16 protein-coding genes are annotated in these 21,777 nt (G+C 69.4%); 13 read left to right on the forward strand and 3 right to left on the reverse strand.

Translation table 11 applies throughout. The features are described 5' to 3' along the window. Positions 1-185: 185 nt before the first annotated feature. From ruvC to DTQ71_RS04610, 5 genes are read left to right on the forward strand one after another with little or no spacing between them, the layout of a single operon-like run. The gene (gene ruvC / locus DTQ71_RS04590) at positions 186-689 is read left to right on the forward strand and encodes a crossover junction endodeoxyribonuclease RuvC (protein WP_109563076.1); all 504 of its coding nucleotides are present in this window, start codon (positions 186-188) and stop codon (positions 687-689) included. Continuing rightward, a complete protein-coding gene (gene ruvA / locus DTQ71_RS04595; protein WP_109563077.1) occupies positions 686-1,345 on the forward strand; it encodes a Holliday junction branch migration protein RuvA in 660 nt (219 codons plus the stop codon). The genes ruvC and ruvA overlap by 4 nt, the downstream gene beginning before the upstream one ends. Beyond that, on the forward strand, positions 1,345-2,262 hold the full coding sequence (locus DTQ71_RS04600) for a GIY-YIG nuclease family protein (RefSeq protein ID WP_109563078.1): 918 nt from the start codon (positions 1,345-1,347) through the stop codon (positions 2,260-2,262). Before ruvA ends, DTQ71_RS04600 begins: the two co-directional genes overlap by 1 nt. Then, positions 2,252-3,271, forward strand: coding sequence for a Holliday junction branch migration DNA helicase RuvB (gene ruvB, locus DTQ71_RS04605; RefSeq protein ID WP_109563079.1), 1,020 nt, complete (start codon positions 2,252-2,254; stop codon positions 3,269-3,271). Before DTQ71_RS04600 ends, ruvB begins: the two co-directional genes overlap by 11 nt. 60 nt (positions 3,272-3,331) lie before the next feature. Beyond that, positions 3,332-4,357 carry an SIS domain-containing protein gene (locus DTQ71_RS04610; protein WP_109563080.1) on the forward strand — a complete coding sequence of 342 codons (1,026 nt, stop codon included), beginning with the start codon at positions 3,332-3,334 and terminating at the stop codon, positions 4,355-4,357. 9 nt (positions 4,358-4,366) lie between these two features. Here DTQ71_RS04610 and DTQ71_RS04615 read toward each other — a convergent pair whose 3' ends face one another. Both DTQ71_RS04615 and DTQ71_RS04620 read right to left on the reverse strand, forming a co-directional pair. Continuing rightward, positions 4,367-5,293, reverse strand: a complete 927-nt coding sequence (locus tag DTQ71_RS04615) for an AEC family transporter (RefSeq protein ID WP_109563081.1) — start codon at positions 5,291-5,293, stop codon at positions 4,367-4,369. A gap of 104 nt (positions 5,294-5,397) precedes the next feature. Beyond that, a complete protein-coding gene (locus DTQ71_RS04620) occupies positions 5,398-6,198 on the reverse strand; it encodes an MBL fold metallo-hydrolase (protein WP_109563082.1) in 801 nt (266 codons plus the stop codon). 280 nt (positions 6,199-6,478) lie between these two features. On the opposite strand from DTQ71_RS04620, the gene purQ reads away from it, so the two are divergent. From purQ to DTQ71_RS04645, 5 genes are all read left to right on the forward strand, one after another. Further along, the gene (gene purQ / locus DTQ71_RS04625) at positions 6,479-7,147 is read left to right on the forward strand and encodes a phosphoribosylformylglycinamidine synthase subunit PurQ (protein WP_109563083.1); all 669 of its coding nucleotides are present in this window, start codon (positions 6,479-6,481) and stop codon (positions 7,145-7,147) included. Between the two features lie 130 nt (positions 7,148-7,277). Continuing rightward, positions 7,278-8,987: a sensor histidine kinase gene (locus tag DTQ71_RS04630; RefSeq protein ID WP_109563148.1), complete on the forward strand. Its 1,710-nt coding sequence runs from the start codon at positions 7,278-7,280 to the stop codon at positions 8,985-8,987. Positions 8,988-8,998: 11 nt separating this feature from the next. Then, entirely contained in the window at positions 8,999-10,333 is a 1,335-nt protein-coding gene (locus tag DTQ71_RS04635) for a sigma-54-dependent transcriptional regulator (protein ID WP_109563084.1), read from the forward strand. Positions 10,334-10,489: 156 nt separating this feature from the next. Further along, positions 10,490-11,305 carry an endonuclease/exonuclease/phosphatase family protein gene (locus tag DTQ71_RS04640; protein WP_109563085.1) on the forward strand — a complete coding sequence of 272 codons (816 nt, stop codon included), beginning with the start codon at positions 10,490-10,492 and terminating at the stop codon, positions 11,303-11,305. Positions 11,306-11,714: 409 nt separating this feature from the next. After that, positions 11,715-14,918, forward strand: coding sequence for a ribonuclease E/G (locus tag DTQ71_RS04645; protein ID WP_109563086.1), 3,204 nt, complete (start codon positions 11,715-11,717; stop codon positions 14,916-14,918). A gap of 55 nt (positions 14,919-14,973) precedes the next feature. Here DTQ71_RS04645 and DTQ71_RS04650 read toward each other — a convergent pair whose 3' ends face one another. Continuing rightward, a complete protein-coding gene (locus tag DTQ71_RS04650; protein WP_109563087.1) occupies positions 14,974-16,266 on the reverse strand; it encodes a M48 family metalloprotease in 1,293 nt (430 codons plus the stop codon). A gap of 85 nt (positions 16,267-16,351) precedes the next feature. Here DTQ71_RS04650 and DTQ71_RS04655 point away from each other — a divergent pair, with 85 nt between their 5' ends. The 3 genes from DTQ71_RS04655 to DTQ71_RS04665 all read left to right on the forward strand — a co-directional run bounded on the left by DTQ71_RS04655 (position 16,352) and on the right by DTQ71_RS04665 (position 21,368). Next, positions 16,352-17,497, forward strand: a complete 1,146-nt coding sequence (locus tag DTQ71_RS04655; RefSeq protein ID WP_245947195.1) for a pyridoxal phosphate-dependent aminotransferase — start codon at positions 16,352-16,354, stop codon at positions 17,495-17,497. After that, complete coding sequence (locus tag DTQ71_RS04660) at positions 17,497-18,666, forward strand: N-acetylmuramoyl-L-alanine amidase family protein (RefSeq protein WP_109563088.1); 1,170 nt, start codon at positions 17,497-17,499, stop codon at positions 18,664-18,666. Before DTQ71_RS04655 ends, DTQ71_RS04660 begins: the two co-directional genes overlap by 1 nt. A gap of 161 nt (positions 18,667-18,827) precedes the next feature. After that, entirely contained in the window at positions 18,828-21,368 is a 2,541-nt protein-coding gene (locus DTQ71_RS04665; protein WP_109563150.1) for a penicillin-binding protein 1A, read from the forward strand. Positions 21,369-21,777: the final 409 nt, after the last annotated feature.

The raw sequence follows: 21,777 nt of genomic DNA on the forward strand, positions 1-21,777 counted from the left end.
GTGGAAAGGAGGGGGCGGGACAGGCGACCGCCGATGACGCGCAGCTAGGGGGAGTTTTCATTCCGCACAACAATCGCGCAAACATGCCCGCTATGCGTGCGATGCAAGCCTCTCGGGGGCCCTTGGCCCGATGGGGCGGGCCGTGCTACGCCGCTTGGAACGAGAGGCGAACATCGAGGGCAGACATGCGCGTTATCGGCATCGATCCCGGGCTTGCGGCCTGCGGCTGGGGCGTCATCGAGGTCGATGGTCCGCGTCTGCGCCACATCGCCAACGGCACCGTGCGCACCGGCAGCGGCCCGATCCCGGCGCGCCTTCTGCATCTCTTCGAGGAATTGAGGGGCGTCGTGGACCGGCAGGCGCCCGAGGCCGCCGCGGTCGAGCAGACCTTCGTCAACCGCGACGGGGCCGGAACGCTGAAGCTGGGCCAAGCGCGGGGCGTCGCCGTTCTGGCCGTCGCGCAGGCGGGGCTCACGGTGGGCGAATACATGCCCAACCTCGTCAAGAAGACCGTTGTCGGCGCTGGCCACGCGGCCAAGCAGCAGGTCGATCACATGGTGCGGATGCAATTGCCCGGCTGCGCGCCCGACAGCGCCGATGCCGCCGACGCGCTGGCCGTGGCGCTCTGCCATGCCTTCCACTTGCAGACGTCGACCCGCCTCGCCGACGCCATCGCGGCCTCGAAATGATCGGGCGGCTGACCGGGCGGCTGGACTGGAAGGGGTCCGATCAGGTTCTGCTGGATGTGGGCGGCGTCGGCTATGTCGTCCACGTCTCTGAGCGGACGGTGGCGGAACTGCCGCCCGTCAAGACGCCGGTCTCGCTCTGGACCGAGCTTTTGGTGCGCGAGGATCTGCTCCAGCTCTTCGGCTTTCAGACCGTGCGGGAGCGGGAATGGCACCGCCTGCTGACCTCGGTCCAGGGGGTGGGCGCCAAGGTGTCGCTGGCCATTCTCGGCACGCTCGGCCCCGAGGGCGTGGCCCGCGCCATCGCGCTGGGCGACGCGGCAGCGGTCAAGGCCGCGCCCGGCGTGGGCCCCAAGATCGCGCAGCGTGTCGTCAACGAGTTGCAGGGCAAGGCCCCCGCGATGATGCTGATGGAGGAGGTCGAGGCCACGCCGGTCCCGTCCGTTCCCGCCTCCGCGCCAGTCGCGCCGACCACGGGTGCGGCCCCGCGCCCCAAGGCCGCGTCTTCCGCCCAATCCGAAGCCCTCTCCGCGCTGACCAATCTTGGCTACGCCCCCCAGGACGCCGTTCGCGCAGTGGCCGAAGCCGCGGGCGAGGCCGAAGGCACGGCCGAGTTGATCCGCGCGGCGCTCAAGCGACTTGCGCCGGGGGAGAAGTGATGTTCGATCTCAGCGACGTCCTGGCCCGCGCCGAGATCGATCCACGTGACGTGAACGTAATCCTTCATTCGCCCCGGGATGGCGACCTGCAGGCGATGTTGCCGGGGCTCGTCTCTACCCGACCGGCTGCCATGGAAGCCTACCAGTGTTATCACACCGGCCCGGCGACTCGCGCCCTGTCTCAAGGGCGTCCCTTGGTGGCGAGCTTCGTGAAGACTGGGTCCGGGCGCATGCCGGGTACTTCGCTCATGTTGTTTGCTGGCCTCTACAAGAACCCCGGGCCAAGAGCGCGGCCACGCAGCGAGATCGAGGCCGATGCAGAGGTCATGTGGCTTCACAGCACTTTTGGCAGTTTTCGCGAATTGAGGAGTCCGGACTGGACAGAATGGACGTGGTTTGATCTCTCGCTCGATGAGCGTCTGGAAGAGATGCGCGGACGTCTCGTGATAGAGATGCGATTGACGCAGGCTTACATTCGATTGGCGGAGAACCTGAAAGCACCGGTCGCGGCTATCCATGCCGAGAGCGCATTCGACGCGGAACCGCCGCCTTGGAGACGGATGCGGATCGGGGCTGGACTGTTGGGTGCTCTCCCTTCGCGTTGGAGCGCCCGGCTGCGCGAATGGCGCAGCATCTACCTCATCGTCGACCAGACCGACGGCGCCCGCTATGTCGGGTCTGCCTACGGGGCCGAGAACCTGCTTGGCCGCTGGCGCGCCCATGTCGCGGGCGAGGCGGGCGTCACCGTCGGGCTGCGCGACCGCGACCCGTCCCGGTTCCGCTTTTCCATCCCGCAGCTGACCTCGCCCGCTGCCCCCGCCGAGGAGGTGATCGCCCTGGAGCAGACCTGGATGGAGCGGCTCGACACCGTCCGCTTCGGGCTGAACCGACCGCAGGAGGCCGCCGATGCAGCGTGATCCGATGCTCGACCCCGAAGCCCCGGACGACATCCCCGACGACCGCGCCCTTCGGCCCCAGACCCTCGAAGAGTTCGTCGGACAGGCCGAGGCGCGGTCCAACCTGCGGGTCTTCGTCCAGTCCGCTCGCATGCGCGGCGAGGCGATGGATCACGTCCTGTTCCACGGCCCCCCCGGTCTCGGCAAGACGACCCTGGCGCAGATCATGGCGCGGGAGTTGGGGGTGGGCTTCCGCATGACCTCCGGGCCGGTGCTGGCGAAGGCGGGGGATCTGGCGGCGATTCTGACCAACCTAGAGGCGCGCGACGTCCTCTTTATCGACGAGATTCACCGGCTGAGCCCCGTCGTCGAGGAGGTGCTCTATCCGGCGATGGAGGATTTCGCCCTCGACCTCGTCATCGGCGAGGGCCCCGCCGCGCGCACCGTGCGCATCGACCTGCAACCTTTTACCCTGGTCGGCGCCACCACCCGCCTGGGCCTTCTGACCACGCCCTTGCGCGACCGTTTCGGCATCCCGACGCGGCTGGTCTTCTACACCGAGGAGGAGCTCGACCAGATCGTCACCCGCGGCGCCCGCCTGCTGGGCGCGGCCGCGACCCCAGAAGGCGCCCGGGAAATCGCTCGGCGCGCGCGAGGCACGCCGCGTATCGCGGGGCGGCTGCTGCGGCGGGTGATCGACTTCGCCCTGGTCGAGGGCGACGGGCGGGTGACGCGGGAGTTGGCCGATTCCGCCCTGACCCGGCTGGGTGTGGACGGGCTCGGCCTGGACGGGGCCGACCGCCGTTATCTGTCGCTCATCGCGGAGAATTATGGCGGCGGGCCGGTCGGGATCGAGACCATCGCCGCCGCTCTTTCCGAAAGTCGCGACGCGCTGGAGGAGGTGATCGAACCCTTCCTGCTGCAACAGGGCCTGATCGCTCGCACCCCGCGGGGCCGGATGCTGGGCCATAAGGGCTGGCGCCATCTGGGCCTGGAGGCGCCCCGGCGGGAGGGCGACCTGTTCGACTGACCCGGCCTTGCGGCTCCGGCCCGGACCGGGCCTAATCCCCCCGACCCTGCGGAGACCCCCATGACCGACACTCTGATGCGCCGCGAAGTGCGCGAGATCCCTGCCGCTGTGGACCGGCTGCTGGCCGAGGGCGCGGGCCCGATGCGGAAGGCGGGCGCCACGCTGCGTGATCTCGATCCGCGCGTCTTCGTCACCGTGGCCCGAGGCTCCTCCGACCACGCCGCCACCTGCTTCAAATATTGCGCGGAGCTGATGTGCGGCGTGCCCGTCGCGTCGGTGGGGCCTTCGGTCGCCTCGGTCTATGGCCGGAGGCTGCGGCTGGACGGCGCGGCCTGTCTGGCGATCTCCCAGTCCGGGCAGAGTCCGGATATCGTGGCCATGGCGCGGATGGCGGACGAACAGGGGGCGGCCACCTTCGCGGTGACCAACCATCCCGACAGCCCGCTGGCCGATGCCTGCGGCCATATCCTTGCCCTCCATGCCGGGGAGGAGCGGAGCGTTGCGGCGACCAAGACCTTCGTCGCCTCGGTGGTCTCCGCGATCTGGCTTTTGGCGGAATGGCGCCAGGATGCGGCGCTGCTCTCGGCGCTGCGCGCGCTGCCCGAGACGCTGGAGACCGCGCTCGCGCAGGATTGGTGCGCGCTGACGGAGGGGCTGGAGGGGCACGGCTCGCTCTATTGTATCGGCCGGGGCGCGGCCTACGCGATGGCGGGCGAGGCCGCGTTGAAGTTCAAGGAAACCTGTCAGCTTCATGCCGAGAGCTATTCCTCGGCCGAGGTTCTGCACGGGCCGGTCTCGATCGTGGCGCCGGGCTTTCCGGTCCTTGCGCTGACCGCGCGGGACGAAGCGGAGGCCGGGCTGGTCGAGACCGCCGATGGCATGGCGGAAAAGGGGGCGCGGGTCTTCGTCACCTCCGACCGCGCCAGCCGCGCGACCTGCCTGCCGGTCACCCGGACGGGTCACCCGCTGTTGGACCCGCTCGCCCTGATCGTGCCGTTCTACGCCTCCGTCGAACGGATCGCGGTCGCACGCGGCATCGACCCAGACACGCCGCGGCATTTGCGCAAGGTCACCGAGACGGTCTGAGCGGCGGCTTCAGAGCACCAGCAGCCAGCCCGACACGGTCACCACCGAGGCGGCCGTGCCGATCAGCACCGACGAGGCGGTGATGCGGACCGCCCGACCATGCATCGCCGCGAAGAGATAGGAGTTGACGCCCGGCGCCATCGCCGCCGTCAGCACGGCCGCGCGGAACGCGCCTTCTTCCAGGCCAAGCAGGCGCCCGGCGCCCCAGGCCCAGGCCGGATGCAGCAGCAGCGCGATCGCGCAACACAGCGCGATGCCCCGCGCGTCGCCCTCGGGCCGGTACTGCACCAGCACGCCGCCCAGGCCGAAGAGCGCCGCGGGCAGGGCCGCGGAGGCGATGAGGCGCACGGCCTCGTCGGCGGGCCCGGGCAGGGAGAGCCCCGCGAGGTTCACCGCCAGCCCCAGAGCCACGCCGAGCATCAGCGGATTCGTGGCCAGCGACCGGGCCACCGTCCGCGCGCCCCCCACGAAGCCGCTGCCCCCGGCGCGCACGGTCTCCATCGTCGCGACGCCGACGAAGTAGCAAAAGGCCGCATGCAGGGCGATGATTGCGTAATTGGGCGTCAGGCTCTCCGGGCCGAAGGCGCGCTCGGCGATGGGCAGGCCCAGCAAGACCGTATTCGCGAACATCGCTGCGAAGCCCACCGCCACCGCGTCCTCCGGTCCGCGCTTGAGCCAGAACAGCGTGCCCAGGATGCCCGCTATGAAACAGACGATCGAGCCCGAATAGTAGGCGGTCAGCAGCCGCCACTCGAAGCCCTCGGCCAGGTTTAGGCCCGAGACCGCCAGAAACAGCAGGCAGGGGATCGCGAAGCGCTGGGTGAAGACCATCAGCCCGTCGACCTGGCCTTGGGTGAACACCCCGCGCCAGACGGCCAGATAGCCCGCCCCGATGATCAGGAAGACCGGGACGGTGACGGCGAGAACGTCGAGCATCGGCTAGCGCGCCGGACGCGGAGAGCGGGGCGCACAGGCTCGGCAGGGCGCGGCTCTCTCGAAACCACGCAACTCCGGGTGGGCCGATGATCGCGTCCGGCACATCAGTCGTCCTCCAACTCCAGCACCATGCCGTCCCAGGCCGGGGTGACGTGATCGGGCGTTTCCGCATCGACCGTGGCCCAGTCGAGATCGACATGCATGTTGGTGAGCACGCCGCGCGCCGGGTCCATCCGCTCGATCCAGTTCAACGCCTCGCCCAGGGATAGGTGGGAGGGGTGGGGGGTGCGGCGCAGCGCGTCCAGCACCCAGACCTCCAGCCCCGAGAGCAGCCACTCGGCGCTCTCGGGGATGGTGTTGACATCGGGCATGTAGGCGAGATCGCCGATGCGCAGGCCCAGCGCCTCGATATCCCCGTGGCCGACCGGAATGGGCAAAACGGTCAAGGGCCCGCCCGCCCCCTCGATCGTCGTGGTGCCCTCCAGCCGATGCCGCGTCAGGATCGGCGGGTAGGAGGAGCCGGGCGGCGTCCGGAAGGCATAGCCGAAGCGCGTCTCCAGCGCGGCATAGGTCGCGTCGTCGGCCCAGACATCCAGCATCCGGCGCTGGTTGAAGACGATCATCCGCAGATCGTCGATCCCATGGACATGGTCGGCATGGGCATGGGTCCAGACGACCCCGTCCAGCGCGCCCACCCCGGCGCTCAGCAATTGCTCGCGCATGTCGGGGGAGGTGTCGATCAGCACGCGGGTGATGCCGTCCTCGGTCACCCGCTCCACCATCATCGAACAGCGGCGGCGGCGGTTGCGGGGATCGGCCGGGTCGCAGGCGCCCCAATGGCCGCCCAGCCGCGGCACGCCGCCGGATGAGCCGCAGCCCAGGATCGTGAAGCGCAGTGTCGCCATGGCCGCTACATGGCTTCCGCACGCGCCGGGGGCAAGGCTCATCGGCCCGGCTGGGCCTCTTCGCCAGGGCGCGCGCGCGGTTCTGCGGTTCTTTCCTTCTTCTGGCCGGAAATACTCCCGCCGGAGGCGCACGCTGCCGACGGGCGATCCCGCCTGACAAGGGAGCCTGCCACTCGGTGCGCGACAGCGCCGCGTCGTCTGCGGCCCCTCTTCCTGTCCTGCCCTCTGGTCCCCTCCCACGAATGGGGGTAACGGAAAGCGCGTCATTCGGAGGGCCACCATGAAAGCCGCGATCCTCGTCTTCCCCGGGTCCAATTGCGACCGAGACCTTGCCGTGGCCTTCCGCGCCGCCGGGTTCGAGACCGAGATGGTCTGGCACAAGGAAACCACGCTGCCGGCGGGCACCGATGTCGTCGGTGTCCCGGGGGGCTTTTCCTATGGAGACTACCTGCGCTGCGGGGCCATCGCCGCGCGGTCCCCGGTGGCTGCGGCGCTGAAGGCGCATGCGGAGCGGGGCGGCTATGTCTTCGGCCCTTGCAACGGGTTCCAGATCCTCTGCGAGGCGGGGCTGCTGCCCGGTGCGCTGCTGCGCAATGCAGGGCTCAAATATATCTGCCGCACCGTCGGCCTGCGCGTGGAGGAGGGGGAGAGCGCCTTCACCTCGGGCTACACGCCCGGCCAGGTGATCGAGATCCCGATCGCGCATCACGACGGCAATTATCGCGCCGACCCGGAGACCTTGGCCATGCTGAACGGCGAGGGGCGCGTGGCGTTCCGCTATGTCGATACGCCCAACGGCGCGGTGGACGATATCGCGGGCATCCTGAGCGCCAACAAGCGCGTTCTCGGCATGATGCCCCATCCCGAGCGGGCGGCCGAGCCGGCCCATGGCAATACCGACGGCGCCGCGCTTTTCGCCGGGCTGGCGCAGGCGCTGGTGGCTGCGTGACGCCGCCGATGGTCCGCCGTCCGGCTTGAGGCGAGCGGGGGGGCAGGGTACCCTGTCGCCCATGTTCTGGCGCCGCCGCTCCTTCCCGACCCCCGGCCGGTCCGGCGAGTCCGTTCCGCTCCGTCTCCCGATGGCGGCGCGGATTCTGATTGGTGTGATGACGATCGTCGCCGTGGGCGTGGTCTTTGTCGCCAACGGCTATCTCACCGACCGCTTCGTCGAGACCACGCGGCAAAGGGCCGAGTTGCGGCAATCGCTCTATGCCGGGGCGATCCTGTCGGAGTTGCAGCGCAACTCGGTCGTGCCGCTGCTGCTGGCTCGCGACCAGACGCTGATCTCGGCGCTCAACGCGCGGGATTTCTCGGCCTCCTCGCAGCGCCTGATCTCTTACGTGGATGAGATCGGCGCGGCGTCGATCCGGCTCTTGGACATGGACGGGCGCACGGTGGCCGCCACCGACCGCACGCAACTGGGCTCGCTCCATGCCGAAAAGCCGTTCTTCACCGAGGCCATCGACACGACCGACACGGTCTTCACCCTGGCCCCGAACGAGACCGGCGCCTACGAGGCCAATTTCAGCCGCCTGGTGCGGGACGGGACCATGCCCTTGGGCGTGCTTCAGGTCCAGGTCGACCTCGCCCAGTTCGAGAGCCGCTGGCGCGGCACCACCGCCGCCGTCGCGGTGACGGATGCGGGCGGCACCGTCATCTTGTCGACCGAGCCGCGCTGGCGGGGCAAGTCGCTGGAGGAGGCGCTGGACCAGATGCCGGTGCCCTCGGCGCTGGAGCGGGCGCTGGCCTCTACCGGCGCGTTCGGGCCAGGGCTCGAGGATGGCTGGTTCTCCTCGGCGGCCTTTATGCAGATGGAGGCGCGGGTGCCGTTCCGCGGCTGGCGGCTGGTGAGCTTCACCAGCTACGAATCGGTGCGGGAGCGGGTGAACGGCGTGCTGGCGCTAATCATCATGGGATTCGCCCTGGCGCTCGCCCTGGGCTTCTACCTGCTCAACCGGCGCTCCACCCTGCGCTCGCTGCTGTTCCAGCGGGAATCGGTGGCGCTGCGCCGCCTCAACGACCGCCTCTCCCGCGAGATCGCGGAGCGCAAGCGCGTCCAGGAGGAGTTGAAGGAGACCGAGCAGTCGCTGGCGCAATCCTCCAAGCTGGCCGCCCTGGGCGAGATGTCGGCCGCCGTCAGCCATGAGCTGAACCAGCCGCTAGCGGCGATGAAGACCTATCTGGCGGGCGCGCGGCTGCTGCTGCAACGGCGCAGGCCCGAGGAGGCGCTGTCGTCTTTCCAGCGAATCGACGACCTGATCGACCGCATGGGGGCGATTACCCGGCAGTTGAAATCCTACGCCCGCAAGGGCGGCGAAGCCTTCGAGCGGATCGACGTGCGCGAGGCGCTGGCCGCCGCCCTGACCTTGATGGAGCCGCAGATGCGCCAGAGCCGTGTGCGGCTGACCCAAGCCGTGCCGGACCATCCGGTCGAGGTCATGGCCGACCGGCTGCGGCTGGAGCAGGTGATCATCAACCTCGTGCGCAACGCGCTCGACGCGATGGAAGGCATGGAGGACCCGGAGCTCGACCTGTTGCTGACCGCTGGCGAGGAGGTGGTGATTGCTGTACGGGATACTGGCCCGGGCCTCGCCGAGCCGGAAAAGCTGTTCGAGCCCTTCTACACCACCAAGAAGCCCGGCGAGGGAGTGGGGCTGGGTCTCGCCATCTCGTCCGGGATCGTCTCGGACCACGGTGGGCGGTTGACCGCCCGCAATGGGCAGACCGGCGGTGCCGTATTTGAAGTTCGCCTCCCGGCATTGGAAACACGGCTCGACGCAGCCGAATGAGGGAAAGGCCCATGGCCGAACAGACCAGGATCGCCATCGTCGACGACGAGCAGGACATGCGGCAGTCCATCTCCCAATGGCTGGCGCTGTCGGGGTTCGCGACCGAGACTTACGGCTCGGCCGAGGAGGCGCTCAAGAAGGTCACGCCGGACTTTCCGGGCGTGGTGATCTCGGACATCCGGATGCCGGGCATGGACGGGATGACCTTCCTCAAGCGGCTCATGAGCGCCGATTCGTCCCTGCCGGTGATCATGATCACCGGCCATGGCGACGTGCCGATGGCGGTCGAGGCGATGCAACTGGGCGCCTACGATTTCATGGAAAAGCCGTTCAACCCCGACCGGCTGACCGACCTCGCCCGCCGCGCGGCGCAGGCGCGGAAGCTGACGTTGGACAACCGCGCGCTGCGCCGCGAGCTGTCGGACGGCACCGTGCTGATGCGCAAGCTGATCGGCACCTCCCCCGCCATGGAGCGGTTGCGCGAGGACATCCTCGACCTGGGCCAGGCCGACACCCATGTTCTGATCGACGGCGAGACGGGGACGGGCAAGACGCTGGTGGCCCATGCCCTGCACGCGGTCGGACCCCGGGCGGGCAAGACCTTTGCGCTGACATCCTGTGCCGCGCTGGGCGAGGAGGAGTTGGGCGCCAAGCTCTTCGGCCCCGTGACCGAGGGCGGCCTGCCCCTGGTCGAGGAAGCCCGGGGCGGGACGCTGGTGCTGGAGGATATCGAGAGCCTGCCGCTCTCGCTCCAGGCGCGGCTGACGACCTTCATCAACGAGCAGGGGACGCCGGCCGAGACGCGGATCGTCGCCATCCATAACGGCTCCGACCCGGAGCGCAGCCTCGAGGATGCGCTGCGCCCGGACCTGTTCTACCGGCTGGCGGCGATGAAGCTGGTCCTGCCGCCGCTCAGAAGCCGGGGCGAGGACGTGCTGACGCTCTTTACCCATTTCGCCGAGGCGTTCGGGGAAGAATACGGGGCAACGCCGCCGCAGCTCTCCGCCCAGGAGGCGGCCCAACTGCTCCAGGCGCCCTGGCCGGGCAATGTCCGCCAGCTGATCAACCTGGCCGAGCGCGCCGTGCTGCAACAGCGGCGCGGCACGGGGTCTATCTCCAGCTTGCTGATGTCGGACACGCAGGAGCAGGGCGAGACCGTGCAGGTCACGACCGAGGGCAAGCCGCTCAAGGAATATGTCGAAGCCTTCGAGCGGATGCTGATCGACAACACCATGCGCCGCCATCGGGGCTCCATCGCGGGCGTGATGGAGGAGTTGAGCCTGCCGCGCCGGACGTTGAACGAGAAGATGGCGAAATACGGGTTGAGCCGGTCGAACTATCTCTGAACCAGCGCCCCGCGCCGGTCGGACGGCTCTCCCGGTCATCACGGGTTTCCAAATACTCATGGCGAGACGCCGCCCGAAGGACTGGTCCTGGGGCCGGGGCGTGCGGATGCGCCCAGCGCCTTTTCCCCAGGGGCGAATCCCCCTACCGTCGGTCACATGAGGATCGTCAGCCTGAACGCTTGGGGCGGCCGCTGCTGGCCCGCGCTGGATCGCTGGTTGGCGGTGGAGCGGCCCGATGTCGTCTGCTTGCAGGAGGTGACTCGCGCGCCCCTGCGTGCGCCGCCCTGGCTCAAGTATCAGGACGCCTTCCGCGAACTCGACCAGCGCGCCGACCTGTTCGGCGATGTCTCCAAGGCGTTGCCGATGCACCAGCCCTGGTTTGCCGCCGCCGCGCGCGGGCCGCTGACCGATTCGAACGGCCGCGCCTGGATGTCCGAGCATGGCATCGCCTGCTGGGTCGCCCCGCACCTGGCCGTCACGGAGCGCATTCAGGGCTTTGTCCATGGCCGGTTCCGCCGGGATGGCTGGGGCGAGGAGCCGGTGCCGCGCACGATGCAAGTGATGCGCGTCGAGGATCCGACCACCGGGGCCAGCCTCGTGATCGGCCATTTCCACGGCCTGCGCGAGCCCGAGGGCAAGGGCGACACCCCGGCGCGGCAACGTCAGGCCGTGCGCGCTCGGGCTCTGGTCGAAGGGCTGGCCGGGCAGGGCGAGGGAGTCGTCCTCGGCGGCGATTTCAACCTGCTGCCGGGCTCCGAGACGTTCGAGATCCTGGCGGAGGCGGGATTGTACGATCTGGTACAGGCGGGCGGGATCGAGGACACGCGGACCGAGTTGTATGACAAACCGGTGCGCCACGCGAACTACGTGCTGGTCAACGATGCCGTGGATCTGCGCGGCTTCGAAGTCCCCGCCGCGCCAGTGGTTTCCGACCACCGGCCGCTGATCCTGGAAGTCGGGATGGAGGCGTGACCGCCCGGACCCGGTATCATTGATTATTGTAATTCGGACGGAAATGTAACAAGGAGGACGAACGGTCCTGCCCCCGGACGCTCGGGCGTAGGGACCGGTTCGGATTCTTTCCCGTGCAGACGCGGCCCGATCGGGCCCTTCCTGCCGGGGAAAGTATGTGGAGACGTTCCAAAGACGCTCCCATTATCGTGGCCCGATCTCGCACGGTCGGGCCGGTGGAACGGGCCGGGCCCCATTGGCGCCTGGCTCAAGATACGGAACGCGCGTATGACGCAGGACGGATTAGCGAAGGACGGGACGCGGCACCGCCGCCCCGCCGCTACGCCCGCTGCGCACGCCAAATCAAGCCGGACCGCCCGCTGCGCCGCCCCCCCAGGGGGACGGGTGTGCGCGGTTCGTGAAAGGCACTATGGCAAAGAAAATGCTGATAGACGCCACCCACCCGGAAGAGACCCGGGTCGTGGTGGTAGACGGGAACAAAGTCGAGGAGTTTGACTTCGAGAGCCTGAACAAGCGGCAGCTTGCGGGCAACATCTATCTGGCGAAGGTCACGCGGGTGGAGCCGTCGCTTCAGGCCGCCTTCGTGGATTACGGCGGGAACCGGCACGGCTTCCTCGCCTTCTCGGAGATCCATCCGGATTATTATCAGATCCCCAAGGCCGACCGGGACGCCCTGCTCGCCGAGGAGCGAGCCTTTGCCGAGGCGATGGCCGCCGAGGCGGAGGCCGAAGCCGAGGACGACATCGCGGAGGCCGAAGAGACCTCCGACGCTGAGGCCGAGGCGCCCGCCGAGAAGCCGAAGAAGAGCCGCTCGCGGTCGCGCACGCGGACGCGGGGCCGCAAGAAGGCCGACGAGCCGTCGGAAAAGGGCGAGGACATGTCCGAAGCGGCCTCCGAGGCCGCGGCCGCGTCTGACGCGGATCAACCCACGCCGCCCGCCGAGGATACGGCTGCGGCCGACGCCGCGCCGACCGAGACCAAGACCGAGTCCGAGGCAGAGCAGCCCGGCCCCGAAGGCGGTGCCGCGCTGGAGGCAGCTGCGGACGAGACCCCGGCCAGCGCCCCCTCGGAGACCGGGTCTACCGGCGACACCCCGCAGGCGGGGGGCTCCGATGCGGATCCCGACAAGGAAGACGGGGACGGTCCGGTGACCACCATGTCGGAGGGTGCCGGCCTGGAGGATGAGAGCGTCTCGGCCGAGGCCTCCGACGGCGATGCGCCCGACGATACGCCGGAGACGCCCGCCGCCGTCACCGCTCCTCGGGCCGAGCCGATGGGCATGGAGACCGTCGACCTCTCGGACGGCGATAACGGCGACGACACCCTTGTCGAGGAACCCGCCCCCAAGCGCAGCCGCACGCGCAGCCGCAAGAAGGCCAAGCCCGAGCCGACCGAGGTGGAGACCGACTCGACCGTCGAGACGGTCGCCGACGACGACTCCCCCGACGAGGTGCGCCCGCCGCGCAAGCCGCGCCCGCGCAAGTACAAGATCCAGGAGGTCATCAAGGTCCGCCAGATCATGCTGGTTCAGGTCGTCAAGGAGGAGCGCGGCAACAAAGGCGCGGCGCTGACCACCTATCTAAGCCTCGCGGGCCGCTACTGCGTTCTGATGCCCAACACCGCCCGGGGCGGGGGGATCAGCCGCAAGATCACCAATGCCGCCGACCGCAAGAAGCTCAAGGAGATCGCCAACGAGATCGACGTGCCGCAGGGCGCGGGGCTCATCGTGCGGACGGCGGGCGCCAAGCGCACCAAGAGCGAGATCAAGCGCGACTACGAGTATCTTCAGCGCCAATGGGAGCAGGTGAGAGAACTGACGCTCAAGTCCATCGCCCCCGCGCCGATCTACGAGGAAGGCAACCTCATCCACCGCACGATCCGCGACCTCTATAGCCGCGAGATCGACGAGGTCATCGTCGAGGGCGAGGCCGGGTTCCGCCAGGCCAAGGACTACATGAAACTTATCATGCCGTCCCACGCCAAGAACGTGAAGCAGCATCCCGAGGGGGGGCAGCCGCTTTTCTCCAAATACGGGGTCGAAGCCTATCTCGACAGCATGTTCAACCCGACGGTGCAGCTGAAGTCGGGCGGCTATATCGTCATTGGCATCACCGAGGCGCTGGTTGCGATCGACGTGAACTCGGGCAAGTCGACCAAGGAAGGCTCGATCGAGGAGACGGCGCTCAAGACCAACCTGGAGGCCGCCGACGAGGTGGCGCGCCAGGCGAAGCTTCGCGATCTCGCCGGCCTGATCGTGATCGACTTCATCGACATGGACGAGCGCAAGAACAACGCCGCCGTCGAAAAGCGCCTGAAGGAGGCGCTCAAGCACGATCGCGCGCGGATTCAGATCGGGCGCATCTCCGGCTTCGGCCTGCTCGAGATGTCCCGCCAGCGGCTGCGCCCCGGCATGTTGGAGGCGACGACCCAGCCCTGTCCGCATTGCCATGGCACCGGGTTGATCCGGTCGAACGACTCGGTCGCGTTGCAGGTGCTGCGGATGCTCGAGGAAGAGGGCACGCGGCGGCGCTCGCGCGAGGTGACGGCGCGGCTTCCCGTCGGCGTCGCCAACTACCTGATGAACGAGAAGCGGGAGCATCTCGCTTCGATCGAGCAGACCTACGGCATGGCCGTTCGCATCGAGGTGGACCCGTCGCTCCTTGGCGACGACGTGCCGCCGCTCGACCGCTCCAAGACGCCGACGCGGCAGGTGCCGAAGGTCGCCCCGTCGGTCGTAGCGATGGACACGTCCTGGACCTCGGAGACCGAGGACGAGGACGAAGAAGAGGCGCCGGAGGCCGAGGCCGAAGCCGCAGAGGCCGAAGCCAAACCGCCGGCACAGGAGGAGCAGCCCAAGAAGAAGCGCCGCCGCCGCTCGCGCCGCCGCAAGTCGAATGGCGACGGGGAGGGCTCGGCCCAGGAGGCGTCGGAGACCGCGGCGCCCAAGGCTGACGACGCTGCGGAGGCGGCCCAGGACGCTGCCGCGGAGACCGCGCAGGAAGACGCGGCACCGGTGGCTGAGGCTCCGTCGGAGGAGAAGCCGCGCGGCAAGTCGCGGACCCGATCGCGGCGCAAGAAGGCGGACACGCTCGCTGACGAGGCGGTCTCGGCCCCGGCGGATGCGGCACCTGCCGAGCCCGAGCCCGAGGCCGAAGCCAAGCCCGAAGAAGTGCCGGCGGCCGAAGCCAAGCCTGAGGAGGCGCCGGAGGCCGAAGCCAAGCCGAAGAAGCGGAGCCGGACGCGCAGCCGGGCCAAGGCCCCGGCCGAAGGGACCGCCGAAGCCCCGGCCGAAGGGATCGCAGCCGAGACCCCGGCCGAGCCTGTGGCGGAAACTCCCGCCGCGCCGGCACCGGAGGAGACCGCGCCGCAGGCCTCCGAGGCTCCCGCTGCCGAGGCCCCCGCGGCGGAGGAGAAGCCCAAGAAGCGCCCGCGCGCCCGGGCCAAGGCGCCTGCGCCGACAGCGACGCCCTCCGAAGCGGTCGCCGAAATGGCTCAGGCCGTGGAAAGCGTTGCGGCCGAGGCTCGGGCGGAGCCTGAGCCGGAGCCTGCGGAGGCGCAGCCGGCCGAGGAAAGCAAGCCGAAGCGCAGAGGGTGGTGGTCCTTCGGGTCGTAACCACCCCCTGTAAAACGCGGACGGCGCGCCCTTCGGGGCGCGCCGTTCTGCTTTTTCAGCGCCGCGCCTCCGCCACGGCCAACACGTCCTGCGCCCGCAGCCAGCCGCCCGAGCCGCGCGGCAGCAGGCCCACGGCCCGCTCCGCCAGGGTTTTCGCGTCATCGAGGCGCCCGGTCGCTGCCGCCCGCTCGGCCGCGGCGACGGTTGCAAGCCCTTGCTGCCCCGCCCGCGCATGGGCCGTGGCAAGGTCGCGCAGCATCGACGGGTCGCTCGGATCCTGCCCGCGGGCGGCGATCAGCACGCGCAACGCCTCCGCGTCCTGCCCGGCGGCCAGCAAGGCACGGCCGAGCCCGGCCTGGATCAAGGCTTCGCGCGGGGCGAGCTGCGCGGCACGGGCATAGGCGCGGGCGGCTTCGGCCGGGCGGCGGCCCTCCAACAGGAACTGGCCCCGCAATTCGTGGTAGTAGGCATCCGAGGGGCGCGCCGCGATCAGCGCGTCGATGCCCGAGAGCGCCCTGCTCAGATCGGCGCGCCGATGATAGGCGATGGCCCGGCCGAGCACCGCGAATTCCGAGTTGTCGCCCTGGAGCGCGCGCAAGGTCCGTCCCGGCGGACGGGTGAAGGCACGTAGCTTCATCGCCGCGCGCCCATACCAATATTCGACCGCCGAACGATCCCGCGCCCGGGGCGTGACGCTGGCGGCGAAGGCTTCCACGGCGCGGATGCGGTCACGGGTCAGCGGGTGGCTCTGGGCATAGGGATCCTGGCGGCCGGCGGAGAGGAACTCCTGCCCCTCGATCAGCTCCAGCACGGCCAGCGTGGCTTTTGGGTCGGTTCCTGCCGCCGCCATCCAGCGCAGGGCGCTCTGGTCGGCGGAGGCTTCCTCGGCGCGGGTATGGGCGAAGAGGCTGCGCCGCGCCGCCGCGCTGGTGCCCGCCGCGACGCCGAACCCCGCCTCCGCCCCGCCCGCCGCGGCGGCCGCGGCGCTCAGGATCAGGCCCAGCCGCGCCGCCGTGGACGCATCGCGGATCGCGGCGGGCCGCCGCGTGAGATGGCCGTTGACGATATGCGCGGCTTCATGGGCGATCACGGCTTGCAGCTCGTCTGAACTGTCCAGCCGCAGGATCAGACCGGAATGGAGAAAGATCGCCCGCGCATTCGCCACGAACGCATTCAGGCTGTCATCCTCGATCACATAGATACGCACCGACGCCGGCAGCCCCGCCTGCTGGAAGATCGGCTGAGCCACCTGACGCAGCGCATGTTCGATCTCCGCGTCCCGGATCAGCGTTCGGGCGAGGGCGGGCTGGGTCAGCAGCAGGGCGAGGACGAGGACGATGCGCAGCATGGGATCTCCTGTCGAAAGGGGGCGTTGACCCCGGTCGCCGGGGCGGTCCATCAGTCGCCGAAAGGCGCAGGGTAGGGGGCAGCTCATGGGCGATGCAAGCGGGGTCTCGCGGCGCAGCCAAGTCGATCCGTTCATCGTGATGGACGTGATGGAGCGCGCGCGCGCGCTGGAGGAAGCGGGCCGGTCGATCATCCATATGGAGGTGGGCCAGCCCGGAACTGCCGCGCCCGCCGCCGCCCGGGCCGCGCTGGTGGCGGCGATGGAGGCGGGGCCGCTGGGCTATACCGTCGCGCTGGGCCTGCCGGAGCTGCGCGCCCGCATCGCGCAGCACTACGCGGAGTGGTACGGGGTCGATCTGGACCCGGCCCGCGTGGTCGTCACCTCGGGCGCGTCGGGCGGGTTCCTGCTGGCCTTCACAGCGCTCTTCGACGCGGGGCAGCGGGTCGGGCTGGGCCTGCCCGGCTATCCCTCCTACCGCCACATCCTGACCGCACTCAGCCTTGAGGCGGTCGGCATCGAGACCCGAGCCGAGGACCGCTATCAGCCGCGCCCCGAGGATCTGGGCGACCTGGACGGCCTGATCCTTGCCTCGCCCGGCAACCCCACGGGCACGATGCTGGACCGCGACGCGCTGGCGGCGCTGGCGGCGGCTTGCCGCGAGAGGGGCGCCGCGCTGATCTCGGACGAGATCTATCACGGGCTCGATTACGGCCAGCGCGCCGTCAGTGCGCTGGAGGTGGATGACAACGCCACGATCGTCGGCTCCTTCTCCAAGTATTTCTCCATGACCGGCTGGCGGATCGGCTGGCTGGTCGTGCCCGAGGCGCATATCCGCACCTATGAGCGCCTGGCCCAGAACATGTTCATCTGCGCGCCCCATGCCAGCCAGATCGCCGCGCTGGCGGCGATGGACGCGACCGAGGAATTGGAGGCAAACCGCGCCGTCTATGCCGAGAACCGGCGGCGGATGCTGGCGGGGCTGCCGCGCGCCGGGTTCGACCGGATCGCCCCGCCGGATGGGGCGTTTTATGTCTATGCGGACGTGTCGGAGCTGACCGATGACAGCCTCGCCTTCGCCGCGCGCATCCTGAACGAGGCGGGGGTCGCGGTGACGCCGGGGCTGGATTTCGACCCGGCTCGGGGCGCGCGGACGTTGCGGTTCAGCTATGCCCGCGCGACGGCCGATATCGTCGAGGGGCTGGCCCGGCTCGCGCGCTTCACGGGCCGGTGATGCGCTGGCTCGTCCCTCTGCTGCTGGCCCTGGCGGCGCCCGCTCAGGCGGAGCGGGCGGTGCCGCTGCCCGGTGCGGTCGCCGATGCGTCCTGGCGGGGGGCGCTGACGCTGGCCTTGCCGCTCGACCGTCCGGTGCCCTGGCGTGTCGCGGTCGAGGAGGGGCCCTGGCGGCTGGTGCTGGACACGGCCGAGGTCGACTGGTCGGCCCTGCCGCCGCCGGTGGACGGGGACGTGGCGGTCGGGCTTTTGCAGGGGCGGGTGGCCGAGGGCTGGTCGCGGCTGGTGATGGAGTTGTCGGGGCCGATGCGGATCGAGCGCGCCTGGATGGAGACCGGCGAGGGCGTCACCCTGCATCTGGAACTGGCCCCCGGCGCTGCCGCAGTGGCCCGCGTTGCGCCCGCCTGGGAAGCCCCGGACGAGGCCGCGCTGGCGACGGCGCCGGAGCGGCGGCGTCAGACAGGAGACCGGCCCTTGGTCGTGGCGCTGGACCCCGGCCATGGCGGCGAGGATCCGGGCGCCCTGCGGGAAGAGCTGAGCGAAGCAGAGCTGATGCTGTCCTTCGCGCGCGAGCTGGCCGAGGTGTTGCGCCGCAACGGTCACATTGTTGTGTTGACCCGGGAGGAGGACGTCTTCGTGGCCCTCCGCGCCCGGGCCAGCATCGCCCGGGCAGCCGGCGCAGACCTCATGGTTTCGCTGCATGCCGACGCGCTGGAAGGGGGCGGGGCTTCGGGCGCGACGGTCTACACCCTGTCCGACGAGGCCTCCGACACGGTCTCGGCGGAGCTGGCAGCACGGCTCGGGCGCGACGACCTGGTGGTCGGGCTGGAGTTGCAGGATCCGGGCGACGAGGTGGCCCGCGTGCTCTTGGACCTGGCGCGCACCGAAACCGATCCGCGCGCGGATATGCTTGCACGTCAGATGGTTGCGGAGATGAACGCCGCTGGCATCCGGCTGCACAAGCGGCCGCGGCTGGAGGCGGGTTTTACCGTCCTCAAGGCGCCGGACATTCCGTCCGTACTGGTTGAGCTGGGTTTCCTGTCCTCCCAGGCGGATCGCCGGAACCTGCGCAATCCGCGCTGGCGGTCCCGGATGGCGCAGGCCATCGCCACCGCCATCGAAGCCTGGGCCGTCGAGGATGCGGCCGCGGCCTCGAATCTGCGGCGCTGACGCGCCGGCATCCGCGAAGGATCGCCACATCGGGTGCGCTCGTCTGGACCCTGAGGGGGTGAGTTCCTATGCTAGAGGCGCCCGATACAAGGACAGTCTCCATGAACGTCAAGGCAGCCACGGCCAGCGGAGGCCGCGCCCTCTATGGCGCGGCTCTGAGCATTTTCATGTTCGTGCTCTCCACCATTGGGGGCCTGTTCTCTGCGATCACGCTGGGCATCATCGCGGCCGCCGTGACGGTGGGCGCGGTTCTGTGGATGTATGGCCGGGACCTGCCCAATCACGAGCAGCTGGCCCAATACACGCCCCCCACGATCAGCCGAATCTATTCGGGCGAGGGCCGCCTGATGGACGAATTCGCCCGGGAGCGTCGCCTGTTCGCCCCCGCCGAAGAGATCCCGGATCTGGTCAAGCAGGCCTTCATCTCGGCCGAGGACAAGAACTTCTACCTGCATGCGGGCTATGACCCCGTGGGCATGGTCGCGGCGGCCGTCGACGCCGCGCGCGGCGGACGCCTGCGCGGCGCCTCGACCATCACGCAGCAGGTGATGAAGAACTTCCTGCTGTCCTCCGACCGCTCCGCCGAACGCAAGGTCAAGGAGATCATCCTCGCGTCCCGCATCGAGGAGACGCTGTCGAAGGAAGGCATCCTGGAACTCTATCTCAACGAGATCTTCCTGGGGCAGAACAGCTACGGCGTGGCCGCGGCCGCGCAGACCTATTTCAACAAGCCTCTGGCCGCCCTGACCATTGAGGAGGCGGCCTATCTCGCCATTCTCCCCAAGGCGCCCAGCAACTACCACCCCGTCCGCAACGTCGAGGCGGCGATCGACCGGCGGAACTTCGTCCTGCGGGAGATGTGGGAGAACGGCTATATCACCCGCGGCGAAATGGAGGAGGCGCGCGCCAAGCCGCTGCTGACCGTCCAGTCGGGCCACTACGCCCCGTTCCGCGCGCAACTGCCGCCCCGCGACTACTTCACCGACGAGATTCGCCGCCAGCTGAGCCAGGATTTCGGCGAGGAGGAGTTCTTTACCCAGGGCTTCACCGTGCGCGCGACCATCGATGCCGAGATGCAGGAGGTCGCGGCGGTCGCGCTCCAGCGCGCGCTGGAGAAATATGACCGCAGCCAGGGCATCTGGCGCGGCACCGGCGAGACGATCCCGGTCGAAACGCTCTCCGACGAGACTGCGTGGCGCGAGGCGCTCGCTGCGGTCGAGGTCAGCCGCGACGTCAAGCTGGAGAGCCCCTGGCATCCGGCCGTCGTCATGGAGGTCGCCGAACAGTCACTGACCCTGGGCGTGGAAGACGTGGCCGGGCGCGTCTCGGTCCCCCGCGAAGACATTCAGTGGATGCGCGGCGACTTCTTCGACAATTTCGAGCCGGGCGATGTCGTCCATGTCCGCCGCATGAGCGACGACGACACCGGCGACCTGATCCGCTGGTCGCTGCGTCAGGTGCCCGAGGTGCAGGGCGGGTTCATGGCGATGGACGTGAATACCGGCCGCGTGTTGGCGATGCAGGGGGGCTTCAGCTACCAGCATTCGGTCTTCAACCGCGCGACCCAGGCCACGCGGCAGCCCGGCTCCAGCTTCAAGCCCTTCGTCTATGCGGCGGCGCTCGACTCGGGCTATCTGCCGAACACCATCGTCGTCGACGCGCCCATCGAGATCGACCAGGGCAATGGCGAGATCTGGCGCCCTCAGAACGCCTCCAACCGCTTCTACGGGCCCGCGCCGCTGCGCACCGGGATCGAGCGGTCGCGGAACCTGATGACGATCCGTCTCGCGCAGGATGTCGGCATGGACGTGGTCGGCGGCTATGCCGAACGTTTCGGCGTCTATGACGACATGCCGCCGCTGCTGGCCAACTCTCTGGGCTCGCAGGAGACGACGCTCTACAAGATGGTCGCCGCCTACGCGATGTTCGCCAATGGCGGCGAGCGGGTGGAGCCGACCCTCGTCGACCGCATCCAAGACCGCTACGGCCGCACCGTCTATCGCCACGACCAGCGGGACTGCCGCGACTGCGAGCAGTTCGCAACGCTCTCGCCGGGCTATGGCCCCCGCATCTTCTCCGACCGGGAGCAGGTGATGGATCCGATCACCGCCTATCAGCTGACCTCGATGATGAAGGGCGTGGTGGATCGCGGGACGGCGGCGCGCACGGTCAACCTGCCGGTGCCGATCGCCGGCAAGACCGGCACGACGAACGACGCCAAGGATGTCTGGTTCGTGGGCTTCTCCTCGACCATCGTGGCGGGCTGCTATATCGGCCACGACAGGCCGAGATCCTTGGGACGCGGCGCGTCGGGGGGCGGCATGTGCGGCCCGGTCTTCAACGAGTTCATGTCCGAGGCCATCGAGAAATACGGCGGCGGTCCGTTCGAAGTGCCGCCGGGCGGCTATTTCGTGAAGATCGACCGCTATACCGGCGCGCGGCTGCCGGACTCGGCCAGTGGCGAGCATGTCGTGTCGGAATATTTCCGCGACGGCTTCGACACCTATGCCGGGCTTGGGCTCGGGGCGACGGTCATCGACGGAGGCTTTGCGATGTCGAGCGATCTGCCGCTCTTCGGTCGCGGCCAGAGCGACGACGATGGCGGCGACATTTCGCGCGAAGTCCAGACCGTCACCGGGCGGAAGGTCATCGTGCCGCCCCGGGCGACCTTCGGGTCGCTGTCCTCGGGCGGCCTCTACTGAGACGCGGACCGCCCCTGACCGGTCATTCGGTCGCGTGGCGGTCTTGCGCTGTCTCGCCGCCCGGGGCCGGCTAGCCCACTGCCGGGGTGCCGGGGGGCCCGTCGGCGCGCCCAGTTCCGCGATCCGCGCCTCGATCTCGGCCAATTCTTCCGTGAGGGAAGCGGCCTCCGACTGGAACTCGTCCAGCGTGTCGCGCAGGGTCGCCTCCTCGCTCCGCGCCTCATCTAGACGCGCGCCAATATCGTCGAGCTCTGCCGCCCGCGCACCGATGGCGGCTTCGAGCTCATCGCGCCGGACCCGCGCCTCGGCCGCGCTAAAGCAACGGACGCGTTCGTAGACTCGGGACTATGTCGGGTGGCGTAGTTATGATTCACGTTGTGCAGGAGGGCTTTGGCGATGCCTGCACCGC

It is taken from the genome of Jannaschia seohaensis, from assembly GCF_900116765.1.
Classification (GTDB): domain Bacteria; phylum Pseudomonadota; class Alphaproteobacteria; order Rhodobacterales; family Rhodobacteraceae; genus Jannaschia; species Jannaschia seohaensis.

Coding starts and splice junctions, on each gene's coding strand:
- ruvC (WP_109563076.1), top strand. CDS start 186: ATGCGCGTTATCGGCATCGATCCCGGGCTTGCGGCCTGCGGCTGGGGC.
- ruvA (WP_109563077.1), top strand. CDS start 686: ATGATCGGGCGGCTGACCGGGCGGCTGGACTGGAAGGGGTCCGATCAG.
- DTQ71_RS04600 (WP_109563078.1), top strand. CDS start 1,345: ATGTTCGATCTCAGCGACGTCCTGGCCCGCGCCGAGATCGATCCACGT.
- ruvB (WP_109563079.1), top strand. CDS start 2,252: ATGCAGCGTGATCCGATGCTCGACCCCGAAGCCCCGGACGACATCCCC.
- DTQ71_RS04610 (WP_109563080.1), top strand. CDS start 3,332: ATGACCGACACTCTGATGCGCCGCGAAGTGCGCGAGATCCCTGCCGCT.
- DTQ71_RS04615 (WP_109563081.1), bottom strand. CDS start 5,293: ATGCTCGACGTTCTCGCCGTCACCGTCCCGGTCTTCCTGATCATCGGG.
- DTQ71_RS04620 (WP_109563082.1), bottom strand. CDS start 6,198: ATGGCGACACTGCGCTTCACGATCCTGGGCTGCGGCTCATCCGGCGGC.
- purQ (WP_109563083.1), top strand. CDS start 6,479: ATGAAAGCCGCGATCCTCGTCTTCCCCGGGTCCAATTGCGACCGAGAC.
- DTQ71_RS04630 (WP_109563148.1), top strand. CDS start 7,278: ATGGCGGCGCGGATTCTGATTGGTGTGATGACGATCGTCGCCGTGGGC.
- DTQ71_RS04635 (WP_109563084.1), top strand. CDS start 8,999: ATGGCCGAACAGACCAGGATCGCCATCGTCGACGACGAGCAGGACATG.
- DTQ71_RS04640 (WP_109563085.1), top strand. CDS start 10,490: ATGAGGATCGTCAGCCTGAACGCTTGGGGCGGCCGCTGCTGGCCCGCG.
- DTQ71_RS04645 (WP_109563086.1), top strand. CDS start 11,715: ATGGCAAAGAAAATGCTGATAGACGCCACCCACCCGGAAGAGACCCGG.
- DTQ71_RS04650 (WP_109563087.1), bottom strand. CDS start 16,266: ATGCTGCGCATCGTCCTCGTCCTCGCCCTGCTGCTGACCCAGCCCGCC.
- DTQ71_RS04655 (WP_245947195.1), top strand. CDS start 16,352: ATGGGCGATGCAAGCGGGGTCTCGCGGCGCAGCCAAGTCGATCCGTTC.
- DTQ71_RS04660 (WP_109563088.1), top strand. CDS start 17,497: ATGCGCTGGCTCGTCCCTCTGCTGCTGGCCCTGGCGGCGCCCGCTCAG.